Genomic DNA, 13,476 nt, shown 5'->3' with positions numbered 1-13,476 from the left:
TGACAATCGTTCGTGTCGACTGGATTTCACAGTGCCGTCGTCTGACCTCGTCAGACTGCGGAGACGCGAGCACCATCCCTCCACCGATCTCCATCAACACAGAAAGCACATCACATGTTGTTGTCTTTCATTTCCTGCCGAATTGGAAAGTTGGCTTCCCGTTCGACCCTGCTGCTCCTCGCGGGATTCACACTCGCTTGCTTGTCGCATCTCAAAGAAGCGACCGCCAACGAACGTCCAAACGTGCTCCTGATCACCGCAGACGATCTTGGCCTTCAACTTGGTTGCTATGGTGACACAGCAATCGAAACCCCCAATCTCGATCGACTCGCTGAATCTGGAACACTTTTCGAGACAGCTTACGTCACTCAAGCATCCTGCAGCCCGTCACGCAGCAGCATGTTCTCGGGAATGTATCCGCACACAAACGGTCAATACGGCCTCCTCAACGCCGACGTCGGGTTTCAACTTCATGATTTCGTCCAGAAGCAGACAATCCCCGTCCTCTTAAAGAAAGCGGGATATCGCACCGGGATTATCGGGAAGCTTCACGTCGGTCCCGAATCTTCTTTTCCGTTTGATAATCGCTACCGAGTCGATGGCCGCGACGTTGAAAAGATTGCGAACACCGTAGCTCCCTTCATGAATGAAGAAGAACCATTTTTCCTGATGGTGAATTACACCGACCCACACGTTGCACGATCGAGTCGACAAAGCAGCGAACGGTATTTCCCGAACCAACTGAAGGGACATCCCAAGACTCCGAAGCAGGTTGGCGAAGTTCCGCCGTTTCCGTTTCAACAAATCGACACACCCGAACAGATGAAGCGAGTCACCGGTTACTACAACACCGTGCTCCGAGTCGACGACGGCATCGGGTTGCTGATGCAAAAACTCGAAGACTCCGGAAAGCGAGACAACACGCTGATCATCTTCGTCGGCGATCACGGTCCTCCGTTCGACCGGGGCAAGACGACATGCTACGAAGCTGGCTTGCGCGTTCCATTCCTCGTTTCGTGGCCGCAAATGGAGCAGATTCCGCGATCATCATCTTTCGTCAGTACCGTTGATATTCTGCCAACGATCCTCGATGCGACTTCCCTCGACCAGCCTGAAAATCTTCAAGGCAAATCACTCAAACCAGTTTTGACTGGAGATGACGCATCATGGCGGTCATTCCTCGCTGGCGAATTTCACTATCACGGGTCGACTCCATTCTTCCCGCGAAGAGCGATCCGCGATCAACGGTTCAAACTGATTCACAATCTTCTTGCGGGATCGCGAAAACCTAACCAGGGAATCGATGGCGACAAAGCTGCCCGGTTCAGCCAGCAAGACTCCGTCCCCGCGGAAGTAAAGCGAGCCTTCCAAACCTATGCCAACCCCACCGAGTTTGAACTCTACGACTTGCAGGCTGACCCCTGGGAATTCCGAAACCTTGCAGAGTTGCCTGAGTATCAGTCGGAACTCGCCCGAATGCAGGACGCATTGATGAACTGGCGCAAGGAAACGGATGATCCCCTTCTGACCGAAGAAGGAACCAAACCAATCGCTGAGTACGAAAGCAGGAAGCGGAAATAGTCCGCAGACTTAAAGCATTTTTTGATTCGATGTGCACGAGCAAGCACAGCCTTCTATCTTGTGGAACAGCGCAAGCGAGTGCACAGGAAAGAGCAAGTTGCTCTAGCGACGACGCCACAAGTCGTCGAGATTCAATTCCAACTCAGTCAGTACCGGTTGGATGTCCTTCAGAAATCGACGGGCATCCGTCGGGTACCCTTTGGTAGGACGAATCTCCGGGACGTGCGTTTTCCAGTATTCGTTGAACTGCATCATTGCGAGTTCCCGAAAGTATTTCGCAACAATCGATGCAGCTGCAACGGGGAGATGACGTTCCCCCTGCACTTGAAATCGAAGCTCAGTCGAACCGACTCGATACCGGCTCATCTGGCGGCCTTCTTCAATTCGGAAGATCATTGCATCACCGACAATCCCCTCGATAAATCCATCGTAGCGATTCCGCCCGCCGTGCTTGTCTCCCACGATGACAGTTGGCGTGATGGACTCCGAATCCCACACCGACTGGAGAAGTTGAACCCCAAGCGTCGACAGCACAACTCCCTTGCTCCCGTGTTCATCGAGTAGTCGATTGAATCTCGCTGCCGGAACAATTTGAGCGACAAATTCCTGACAGACAATCCCCTGCTCTGCAAAACAGTTGCTGAGCCGATCTGCCATCTCCGCGATGTCATCTTCGTCAGCCTCAACTGGAATCGTGATCGAACCTCGTTCCCAATCCGCGAGTGAATTTTCGAAGTCATTCGCCGAAGTCTCATCGCCTAAACACAAAACGCGCCAAAGCTCATGGTTCGTCGTCGGCTGAATTCCCGTCGATCGAAGAAGGCTAAGCGCTGAGCGTTCCAGATTTCGAAAAGCGTTCTTGCCGACATTCACCTGTTTGGAATCGGCGACCTGAATTCGCGACGAATCCGAAGAGGCCTTCAAATCAATCACCTGCCCCAGACACGAATAAAAATCACATCCATCCGGAGAGCCAGGCGTCTCCCAAACCGAGGTCGCGATCACCAGCGGACCAAGATTCGGCCCATAACCCGCCTCATCGAGTCCAATAAAACAACCGCAACCATTCGTACGCACGCTTTTCATCCCGTCTGTCAGAATCTCACCATCCCCGAACGGAGGTCACTTCCCGATACAGAATCGACTGAACACTCGATCGAGAATGTCATCTGTGTAGACGACTCCGACAATCCTCCCGAGATGATCCAGCGACTCACGAAGTTCCATGGAAATGAGTTCATCGCCTGCCCCTGAAGCCATCATCTCTCGCGTCCTCTCAAGCGATTCGACTGCTCTGCTCAAACTTTCGCGGCAGCGTGCCGACGTTGACGCCAGCAGTTCTACTTCATCTGAAGACGTTGACAGCTGTTGCGAGATTCGTTGCAACAGTTCATTCAAGTAAAGACTCTTCGAGGCCGAAACAACTAGCTCGGCTTCGGCAAGAACAGCATCGCCCGGCAACAAGTCTGCCTTTGTCTTCACTCTCAGAACTGCAACTCCCGACTGATTGACTTCCTCCAGAAGTTCAGAGTTTGTTTCCAACTCTTGATCAGCCAGATCAACCGCTTCGCACCAGACCACCAGATTCGCCCGCCGATACTGATCGGCCCGCTGACTTCCCGCTTGCTGCTCAATCGCATTGCGTCCAATTTCCCAACCGGCTGTATCGATCAAAGTGAACGATGTTCTTCCGGATGTCAGTTCGCATGAAAGATAGTCACGCGTCGTCCCAGCGACTTTAGAAACGAGCGCACGTTCGCTCTTCAACAACGCATTAAACAAGGCGCTCTTACCTGCATTCGGGAGCCCTGCCAGAACGACCCTCGGAAGGCCGACACTCTCCATGCGATCCAGTGATTGCGTCAGAAGTTGATTGAGAAACGCAATCGAATGGTCAATGCGATTTAAGAAGACTTCCCGCTCGACAAATTCGATATCCTCTTCAACAAAGTCCAGCCCCGCTTCGAGATCAGCGAGGTGAATCAAAAGCTCTTCGCGGAGTTCGGCGATCTTTGTAGAAATTCCTCCAGCGAGTTGCTGGAGCGCGCGTTCCAATTGATTGGAGTTGCCGGCATCGATCACACCCAGCACAGCTTCCGCTTGAAGAAGATCAATACGACCGGAAAGAAAGGCTCGCAGAGTGAAGGCCCCCGGCTGAGCCGGTTTGACATTCAAGGCGAAGACTTGCTCGAGGATTTCATTCAGCAGTGGCGGCGAACCAACACAGTGGATTTCCGCAAGAGGTTCGCCTGTGAAGCTTCGATTCGTCGGCCAGAGATACACATCGACCGGCAACTGAAGTTCAGAGTCTCCGAGTAAAACGTTCCGCGAATATCGTTGTGGATTACGGGGATGAAAACCGTTCTGCCGCGTTAATTGTTCGATGACGTCCAACGTGTTCTCGCCGCTGACACGGATAATTCCACGTTGCGAACGACCGGGGGCAGAGGCGATCGCAGCTATTGTTCCGTCTGTCGCTCCCTCAACAGTCATCGTTCGACATTCATTTTCTTAATCTTGTTACTCTTAACGATGCACTCGCTTGTGCGGTTCATCCGGATCTTCATCCGACTTTATCGTATGAGGTCGTGAAGACCGTTTTAAAGATTCGGAGTCTTTAAAAAACCGATTCCGTCGACACACCTTTTCGCCGAACAATTCCGGGGACGCAAGCGCTGGGAATTACTGCTTCGAATAACCCGACGAGACAGCTGAAGATCAGTTCGGAATTAATGAATCGAATCCCGGGGCCTCTCGAAGTGCATCAATATCCGGGTCTTTCCGCATGAGGTCAAATTCTTCGAATCCGAATTCAATCGATTCTCGCAGCTTTTCAATCGCTGCCTGTTCGTATTGACTGATCGTCTCGCGAACGTCTTTCGTCTGCGGCTGTTTTCTCAGGTATTCAATGGCACGCCCATAAACGCATGCGGTGTTGTAATAATAAACGTTGTCTTTCGGAAACTTGTCGATCGACTCAAGTGCTAATTCAACCGCTGCCTCAGTCTCCCCCTGAATCGCCATTACAATGCCCAGTCCGGTGATCGCCTGCCCGTCGAAGTCGTCGAGTTCGAGAGCGATTTTGTAAGCTTCTCTGGACTCGTCGAAGCGTTTCAGCTTCAACAGAGCATTCCCTTTTCCATGAAACGCCGTTCCGAGTTCCGGGTCGATTTCGGCAGCGAGTTGAAAGTACTTCAGAGCGTTCTCGGAATTCTCCATCTGTGAGTGATAATAAGCTGAGTCGATGGAATTCCACGCAGGGGAATTGCGAGCCCAGAAGTACAATCCAGCATGGGCTGCGCTCAGCCCTTCATCATTCTTCTCTTGATACATTTCCGAACGAAATTCCCGTAAGAGATCCCTCGCGTGCATCGTTCCGATTTGTCCAATCGCCGCACAAATGATGGAAAGTTCCGAGGGGTCAGCTTCGTATAGACATTCGTAAAGTGTTTCCGTCGCTTCGTCGCTGCCCAAACGTGTCAGAATCGCAATCCCGGTCCGTCGAACGTCCTGGTGCTCGGACTCCAAAGCGAGTTTGCTCATCGTGACAATTTCGGGGAGTTCGAGTTGATCGACGAGATTCAAAAGGGCCGCTTGTTCGTCGGGAGTGAATTCCTCATAGAGTGGGAACAACTGCCTCACATCTTCATCATCTCCGACTGTTCCCAACAAATTGATCAGCTGCAGTCGTTGAGAACTGTCTATATTGATCCGATCGACAATGACCGTCGCTGCCCGTGTATCACGGTTGTCCTCGATGATCGACATCACCGATGCGGACGCCTTCCCCTCAGACAGCATTTCGAGGGCGTATTCATGAGCGATGCGATTGCTGACAACATCTCCCCGAGAAGCCAGTGCTTCAAACGCAATCAACCGGACGTCTTCTGACGAATCAGCCAACGCCTTCTCGAGGATTTCCATGATTCTGGGATGACCAACATCGACCAGACTCTTCAACGCAGCTGCTCGAACCAGTTCGTTGTCGTCTTCGAAACTCGCTGCCAGAAATCGCGTCCATTCAGGACGAAAATTGGCACTGAGAATTTCAATCTGTTGTTCGAGTGGAATCTCAAAAGCGTCCTCGGAAAGAAGCTGACGTACTTCGCGGACCATTCCGTAATGATTCGATCGCAACATTGCCTGAAAGGCCGCAATAGATTCCCGGGAGTTTCCTTGAGTCGCGACTTCCGTGAGAAGCTGCCACGCGCGAGGATCGGTTTGCTGACTCATCGCCAGCAGGACATTCCGTCGATCACTTTCATTGCCTGACTCATAAAGCCTCAGCAGAGTCGGGAACAAATTTTGAAACGCTGCTGTGTCGCGTCGCGAACTCAACACGTGCAGTGCCGCGGATCGCGACAGTGGATGCCCCGTCCGAATTTCTTCACCAATGAAACGCGGTCCCATCACTTCGTAAAGAGGACGCAAAACTTCATCCGCAGCTTCTTCGGAGTGTTCAAACAGAACGGAAGCGTAATCGTCATCAAATTGAAATTCGGGAACGTTCTCTTCCGGAATCTCTGCACAAACGAGTTGTTCAAACTCCGGCAGTTGCGGCATGAATTGATAAACACTCCGCGTCTGACCGGGATTCGCTGCGGTGAACAAAAGCCAATCCAACAGGTTCTCTTCGACTTCATCAGCGCCACTCTCCCAGCGAACAAGGAATCGCCGGGTGCCTGAGTCAATCAGTTGCTGAATTGCATCGATCAGGTCTTGTGCATTGATCGAATTGAGTTCTCCGAAAATGGTCAGCATTCCAAGCGAATTGGCGGCACCAAGTGTTTCGCTCCGAAGTCCGAGCCGAGATTCTTGTTCTGTGCGAAGATTGTGAGTGATCGTCGGACGATCCTGAACGGGCAGTTCGAGTTTCATCGCTCCGATCGTCGGGACACGTTGGAGGTTCGTGAAGACCGCCCAGAAGGCGACTGCTTCACCGGGGGCGACTTCGATTTCCGGCGGGGTCTCAATATTTCGAACCGATTCCGGTTCTCCTCCGATGAGGACCGTCAGAATCCCGCGTTGTTCGGAAACATCATGAATCGAATACGTTTGTCCCCACGCAGAGAGAGTCACTTTATCGCTCTCGACAACGACAGCTTCTGCACCTTGATTGATCACATGAATACGACAGGTCAGATAGAAATTGGTCCCGCTGTCGAATGAATTGACCGCCCCGAGATCGAGTTGATTGACCCATATCGACAACTCGCCCCGATCCTGAACGTCAGCCGCACCGGGGAACGCTCGGATTCGGTCGATTTCTTCCAGAACTTCTGACAGCTTGACCTGTTCGAAGTTTCCCTGGGCCTGCGGAGTCGAATCGTCGGCTGCCCCAATTCCTCCGGAAGTCACCAGGAGATGGATCAGCAACAACAATGAAAATGGCGAGCGTCTCATTAACACCACATCGACTGGTCAAGAATCTGAGAGGAAGTCTGGTCTCAGTATTGTAGACCAGAAGGATCGAAAATTTCTGCGCGAATTTCTCGTCGATTGCCCAAGTCGCCGAGATCTCCTCTCAGAAACACGCGATCATCCGTTCAAACGTTTCTGTTCTGCGGAGTCGGAAACGGACGTGCAGCCATCGCATTCGAGAACCGGTTGACGAGGGTAGCGCGGAAATTTTTTGTCCCGTTGGGAGTTTTCGCACAAGTAAAATCGCGAACCGGATCCGGACACCACAATCCGTAAATGACTGCAGGTGTGACAGAGCGTTGGCAATGTCACAGGAATGTTCATCCCACTCCATCTCTCACGTAAAATCGCATTTCATTCGGAAGGCAGTCACATGTCTGAATCGAACGAGACCGCAATTACGAGGCGGATTCCGAATGAGAATGTGATTGGAAAACTGCTTTCATTTTGCTCAATCCGGTTTGAAGAACCTGTCGTGGATCTTCCGCCCAATAGCTCTTATTGAACAATTCCAGCGAGACGGCTCCTGCAAACCCGATGTGATCGAGAATGTCAACGAGCTGCTGCCACGGAGCCACACCGTCTCCGGGGTAAACCCGGTCTCCGTCTCCCAGCTTCTCCCGGTCCGGTGTTGCGGGATAGTCATTGAAGTGAAAGCAGTGAATCGCCGAACCGTTGAGTAAACTCAAGCCCTCAAAATCTGAGCCCCCACGGAAGATGTGATAGACATCCGGCAGGACACACGCATCCTGATCTCCACTTTCGACTGCGACGAAGACCGCCTCTCCCAATCGAGAGAGATTTCGGGACGGCCCCCAAATTTCCACTTGCGGAGTCACACCCATCTCTCGCCCCAATTCGAGAAGAACCGCATATCGTTCCGCAGCTGCGAAGAGATCGAGGGCGGCGGAATCTTGTCCGTGCATCCCGACTGGAGGTGCCGCAATGCGCGTTCCGCCAATGGAACTGACCAGTTCCATATCACGCTTCATCTGCTCAAGCCCCTTTTCGCGTTCTCCGGCATCGTCGACGATCCACCGAGCAAACCCGATCGCACTCTCTACTTGAAGCCCTTTGTCAGCAATTTTCTTCTTCAAGTCGGACAGAGACTTGCCTGACTGCTGATAGGTTTCGATTTCCCGAATCCATGGCTCGATGCCGTCGTAACCCGTTTCAGAAACAAGGTCGACTTCCTCTTCCAGCGGCAGTTTTTGTCCTCGAATCGTACTGGTATTCAGGCAAAAGCGAATTTTCTTCTCTGATGTCGTCTCGTGGCTGTGAACAGTTCCCGGCGATGACACTAATCCGGCTGCGGCGATTCCGCTCAAGCCAGTCAAGCATGTCCGACGTGTCATTTTCATATCCGCGACCTCTTTCAATTTCTGCAAAGGGAATCCAGCCTGAGCCATCTGAAAATTAGACAATCACCTTTTTGCCAATCAAAACCGACGGTCGGAATTGTAGCTCCCCGACTTGGCCACTGCATTGAACAGAGGCTGAGAATTGTGTCAGATGGCAACAACTGATTTTCTCCAAGCACGCGTTTTTTCTACCTCCATAACGAAGGAGTTCGCATGCAGCGAATCGAACGTCATCCTCAATCCGTGGCCAGACTTTGTTTCCAACACCGATGGGGCAAGCCAGTCATCGCCAGCCTCATCCTGAGTTGCTGCCTTTTGCCATCCGTCGCTGCCGCTCAGGAGAGCTCACCAATGCGCGTCTATGTCGGAACGTATACACGCGGTGACAGCCAGGGAATTTACACGTTCACTCTCGACATGGAGACAGGCAAGCCCAGCGAACCAAAACTCGCCGCCGAACTGGCCAATCCATCATTTGTCGCGATCAGTCCGGATCATCAATTTCTGTACTGCGTCAACGAAGTCAGCGATCTGCCCGGCCCACGTGGCCAGAAAGTGGGGGGAGTGACCTCCTTCAAGCTGGACTCCGAAACGGGTGACTTAACCAAGCTGAACAACCAACTCACCGGTGGAGCGGGGCCCTGTCATCTGGTTGTCGACAAGACCGGGAGCTGTCTGGTCGTCGCCAATTATGGAGGCGGAAGCGTCGCGAGCTTGCCGATTCTGGAAGATGGATCGCTCGATGCAATCACGTCATTTATTGGACACATCGGGTCCAGCATCAATCCCCGACGACAGGAAGCTCCTCATGCCCACTCGGCGAACATCGACGCAAACAACAAGCGTGTTGTCGTCGCTGACCTTGGGCTCGACAAACTCCTCGTCTATCAGCTCAATCCGGAAACGGGAACGCTTTCGCCGAACTCGCCACCTTCGGTCAGCACCAAACCGGGTGATGGGCCACGACATTTCTGTTTTCATCCAAACGGCAATTACGCTTACAGCAATAACGAGCTGAGTTCGTCACTCACAGCTTATTCGTATGATCCCGAAAGTGGAGAACTGTCACCGCTGATGACGAAATCGACGCTGCCGGATGAAGGAGAGTTCGAAGGAAATTCCACGGCCGAAACTCTCGTCCATCCATCCGGCAAGTTTGTTTATGTCTCGAATCGTGGCCACAACAGCATCGCTGGGTTCCGCATTCAAGACGACGGAACGATTGAGCCCATCGGACACACATCGACACAGGGAGAAATTCCAAGAAACTTTGGAATCGATCCCACCGGAACGTTTCTTCTTGCAGCCAACCAAAACTCGGACACAATCGTCGTCTTCCGCATCAGTCAAGAGGACGGCTCACTCGAACCGACAGGCAATGTCGTGAATGTTCCGACTCCGGTTTGCGTGAGAATGATCCCGGCTGAGTAAATCACTTCGTGCGAGTTTCGCTTCGTCAGGAGCCACTCACTTTGATGATCAATCAAGGTGCAGTGGCTTCGGCCATTCTTGTACAGCGACCTTTCTCAGCGGCAAGGTTCTCAAAGTACATCACACTCTGATCGGGGAAATCACTGAACACACCATCAATGCCCGCCAGAACTGCTGCCTGATGCAATTGGGCGAACGACTGGAACATCGACGGAAACGCGTCCGCGCGAAACGTCCAGGGATGGACAATCAAGTCCGCCGCGTGAGCATCGACAACCAAACTCGAACTGATCGGAACACCGCCGAGTGGATCTTCGAGGAAAATGGCATCGATCGATGGACCAATTCCATCCGCGTATTCAGCGACGACAGCTAGCCGCTTTCGACGTTCATCGACTGCATCTCTCTGAGTCATCCATTTTGCAGCGGAGAACAATTGAACAAGCGTCAGTTCACAATTGAGGTCCTCTCGCACTCGCCTGAGTTCCATTTCGTCGAAGCATTGAACAATGACGGGCGATGACTTCGAGGTGTAGCCGAATCTGGCGAGTTCATCGAGGACAACTTTCGAAAGGTCTCTTCCTTCTTCGTGATGGAATTCCGGTTGTTTGAGCTCAGGATAAATCGCGACATTCCGCCCTGTGCTCTTGTTTAATCCTTGAATCAGTTCGATTTCATCGGCAAGCGTTGGGACTTGAAATGTTCCGGTGTGAGGAGGAAACCGCCCGGAGAAAATAGCTTTCCCGGTTTTATGGTGAAACCGCTCAGAAGCGCGGAGCGATTGAATTTCTTCCGCCAGGAAATCGATCGCATAGAAACGACCATCGGAACGTTTTCGATCGGGGAATCGCTCGGCAACGTCGGTGACGGTATCGAGGTGAATATCATGCAGCACAACCGGAATGTTGTCTTTCGAGAGAACGACATCCTGCTCCAGATAGTCGGCCCCCATGGCATAGGCCATGGCTTTCGCTTCAAGTGTATGCTCAGGCAGATACCCGGACGCTCCACGATGTGCAATCACCTGAACCTGTCGAACGCGGGCCATTCTGCTTTCCTTGAACAAGATTGTTTTCGTTTGAACTCTGGCGAGAAGGTCGATGCGGCAAGCATCCGTGCGAGACCGGATTCTTCAATCCGAAAGTCTGGCCACAACAATTAGAGCATCTTCAATTCTGGTTTGAAGAGATTCACACGAGGAAGCGCAGCATTCATCGAAAGATAACAAAGACAGACCCACTGAAGATGAATGAAGCCTCTGAACTTCTCAGACGAATCCCCGGATGCCGTGCGAAGAACTACGGCTGAGCGACACCGCCGATTTGAGCTTGTGAACGGAAATTTCGTCCGCGATCGATCAGATTGAGTTCCTCATCGATCGGTTCTCGACGACGTGCCAGATTGTAGGTGAAATCGTGCCGATCCGTGACATGCCCGAACAGGAAGTGGTTCGTAAAGAAGTCAATCGGAACACGTTGCCCTAACGGAGCTTCAACCGGCTGATGAATACGCATCGTCTCATAGCCCGGAGCAGAGAGCGAAATTTCGTGCGTTCCGTAGTAGTCAAAGTCCATCGAAACGGGAGTCAACCCGATACGTTTCCCGTCAACTTCGACCAAGGCTCCCGGAGGGTTCGAGCGAATTGTCATCCGACGACTGACACACCCCGAACTCCAAAGCGACGCAATGAGACACAATCCCAGGATCGCCAGTCGATTGCACGGCGACGCGGGTGTCGGTTTCAGAGAGTGTGTTGGAGGGGAAAACATGACCGAGTTGTCGGTTGTGCGTGACTACGCATGGGGAAGGACGATAACGCGCCGAGAGTTTAGCTCGGCCCCCGGTTTTTCACCAAGAGGAATTCTCAAACACCGTAAGCCCCTGTTTTCAAAAAGATTACAGCTCAAACAGCGTTTCGAACCGCATTGCGTGAGTGACTGAAACGAAAGAATTTACCCGTCTGAGATCAGCAGGCTGACTGCAAACAGGAAAACAGCCACGGAAAGCAGATCTCCCCAGCCGAGACGATCACTTCTCCGGCTTCTGCGAAAATATTCAATCAATCCTCCAGTCGGACACCCATACCGGCAATAAGCCATCGGAACAAATAAAGAAGCAATCAGCCCACCGACAAAAACGGCAATTGTTGCCGTTCCCGCGATCTGAAAAACGAATGCATCGAACGGTTCAATATCGACCAGACTGAAGGGCCAGTCGAAGAGCGTCACAATCGCCACCCAAGCCAACAGAACTCCCGGCAGAAATCGGACCCACGAGCGAAATCCCTTCTTGATGGAAATCTGCCAAGGCAAGCGATTTTTCACCAGTTGCTGAATCGCTCCATACGCACACAGATGAGAGCAGTACACATTCCTCTTCGTCAGAATCGGGACAGAAAACGCAATTCCTGCCATGACGATCAAGCGGGCGGCTGAGATTCCGGGAAGCCCATGTCGAACCCACCCGACGAGCATCGCCTGAGAGAGGAGATCTCCATTGATAAAACCGAGATAGACCACCAGACAAATCTGATAAACGACACGAATCCAGCCGTTCCCTCGAAGCGGCGAAAATGCCAAACCAGTTCCGACGACCAGAAATCCCAATGTCCACAAGTCTCGCGCAGAAATTCCCCATTCTGATCGGGATTCTGAGGGAACACTCGATTCGTGCTTGAGCCGTTCGAGTTGGCTCGCTGTTTCAATAATCCCCCGTGCAACAGCCATACTCGTCCACGTCGCCCCACTCACTCCCTCCACACCTTCCGCTTCAAGGTCATAGCTACTCACTTGCTCCAGTGTCATTCCCGAGAAGAGTTCCGGAAACGACCAGTCGTCGTTGAGATATGACGTGTACGGCTCATTGTCGTAGCTGTCATGCAACACGAATCGAATAACCAATCCATTTGGATCAAGTGCGATGAGCGTCTGCGAAGGACCTTGATAACCGATCACTGACTCGGCAAAGCGAGAAGTACTCACAACCTCGCCGATGAGTTCGCCAGCATCATTTCGAATGTCCCAGCGTGAACTCTGATCCTCTCGAGCAGTCAAAGTCGCTGCCTCGGGAAAAAGTTCCGAGACATCATCCAACCCGAGCGATTGATCAAACTTCAATCGAGGTGCACTCCCCCCTGCCCGAGCGAACAGTGCTTCCGCGATTGCGTAGCTTGTCAAAGTAGCTCCGGACACCGCATCAACGCGAGGAAGCTCAGCCACATCATTCCATTTCGTGCCCAAAAACTGGTTCCAGTACTCTTCGGAACCGAGCACAACGTCGACGTGTTCGCGAGTGTCTCGACTTTGCAGAACATCCAGCCCGACAATTTCAAGATCGCGATCCAACGCCACGAGAACATTCGTCGGCCCGGAAAACCCGATTGATTGATCTCCCTGCGGAGAAGTCATCGTCACATGTCCAACGACCTCTCCCGACGCATCGAGCACGTCAAACAATCCGGTCTCAGCATCGTATTCGCCAATCACTCCGTCTGAAAACCATTGCGTCAGACGTTCGGGGGCGACTTCCAGCTGCGTCGGCTCCGTGAATTGCGATCGAGTTTTCGAATGAAAATGAATTGCAAGGAGCGTCGCGGCGAACAACAAAACACGAAATCCGTGAACGCCCCAAACCCACCAGCGTGAGGGAAGCACTGAATCCGATTTTTCGATGATGGGAAGAT

Annotated in this window: 9 protein-coding genes; 2 read left to right on the top strand and 7 right to left on the bottom strand. The window is 52.3% G+C overall.

The window, feature by feature from the left end:
- The first annotated feature begins 114 nt into the window (after window positions 1-114).
- Window positions 115-1,581 carry a sulfatase family protein gene (locus KOR42_RS01645; protein WP_146506879.1) on the top strand — a complete coding sequence of 489 codons (1,467 nt, stop codon included), beginning with the start codon at window positions 115-117 and terminating at the stop codon, window positions 1,579-1,581.
- Window positions 1,582-1,683: 102 nt separating this feature from the next.
- Here the strand turns inward: KOR42_RS01645 and KOR42_RS01640 are convergent, their stop codons facing one another.
- The 4 genes from KOR42_RS01640 to KOR42_RS01620 all read right to left on the bottom strand — a co-directional run bounded on the left by KOR42_RS01640 (window position 1,684) and on the right by KOR42_RS01620 (window position 8,357).
- Window positions 1,684-2,658 (bottom strand): ribonuclease H family protein, encoded by a 975-nt coding sequence (locus KOR42_RS01640; protein ID WP_146506878.1) that lies wholly within the window; start codon window positions 2,656-2,658, stop codon window positions 1,684-1,686.
- A 45-nt stretch (window positions 2,659-2,703) separates the two neighbouring features.
- Entirely contained in the window at window positions 2,704-4,074 is a 1,371-nt protein-coding gene (locus KOR42_RS01635) for a tRNA modification GTPase (RefSeq protein WP_146506877.1), read from the bottom strand.
- 225 nt (window positions 4,075-4,299) lie between these two features.
- Window positions 4,300-6,984 carry a HEAT repeat domain-containing protein gene (locus KOR42_RS01630; RefSeq protein WP_146506876.1) on the bottom strand — a complete coding sequence of 895 codons (2,685 nt, stop codon included), beginning with the start codon at window positions 6,982-6,984 and terminating at the stop codon, window positions 4,300-4,302.
- Window positions 6,985-7,400: 416 nt separating this feature from the next.
- Window positions 7,401-8,357: a sugar phosphate isomerase/epimerase family protein gene (locus tag KOR42_RS01620; RefSeq protein WP_231740585.1), complete on the bottom strand. Its 957-nt coding sequence runs from the start codon at window positions 8,355-8,357 to the stop codon at window positions 7,401-7,403.
- A gap of 219 nt (window positions 8,358-8,576) precedes the next feature.
- Between KOR42_RS01620 and KOR42_RS01615 the strand changes: the two genes are divergently transcribed.
- The gene (locus KOR42_RS01615; protein WP_146506874.1) at window positions 8,577-9,794 is read left to right on the top strand and encodes a lactonase family protein; all 1,218 of its coding nucleotides are present in this window, start codon (window positions 8,577-8,579) and stop codon (window positions 9,792-9,794) included.
- 52 nt (window positions 9,795-9,846) lie between these two features.
- On the opposite strand, the gene glpQ is transcribed toward KOR42_RS01615, so the two are convergent.
- From glpQ to KOR42_RS01600, 3 genes are all read right to left on the bottom strand, one after another.
- Window positions 9,847-10,860 (bottom strand): glycerophosphodiester phosphodiesterase, encoded by a 1,014-nt coding sequence (gene glpQ / locus KOR42_RS01610; RefSeq protein WP_261342037.1) that lies wholly within the window; start codon window positions 10,858-10,860, stop codon window positions 9,847-9,849.
- 232 nt (window positions 10,861-11,092) lie between these two features.
- The gene (locus KOR42_RS01605) at window positions 11,093-11,563 is read right to left on the bottom strand and encodes a PEGA domain-containing protein (RefSeq protein ID WP_146506872.1); all 471 of its coding nucleotides are present in this window, start codon (window positions 11,561-11,563) and stop codon (window positions 11,093-11,095) included.
- A gap of 183 nt (window positions 11,564-11,746) precedes the next feature.
- On the bottom strand, window positions 11,747-13,447 hold the full coding sequence (locus KOR42_RS01600) for an FMN-binding protein (protein WP_146506871.1): 1,701 nt from the start codon (window positions 13,445-13,447) through the stop codon (window positions 11,747-11,749).
- Between the last annotated feature and the right edge of the window lie 29 nt (window positions 13,448-13,476).

It is taken from the genome of Thalassoglobus neptunius, from assembly GCF_007859735.1.
Classification (GTDB): Bacteria; Planctomycetota; Planctomycetia; order Planctomycetales; family Planctomycetaceae; genus Thalassoglobus; species Thalassoglobus neptunius.
This window is presented reverse-complemented; position numbering and strand designations above follow the sequence as displayed.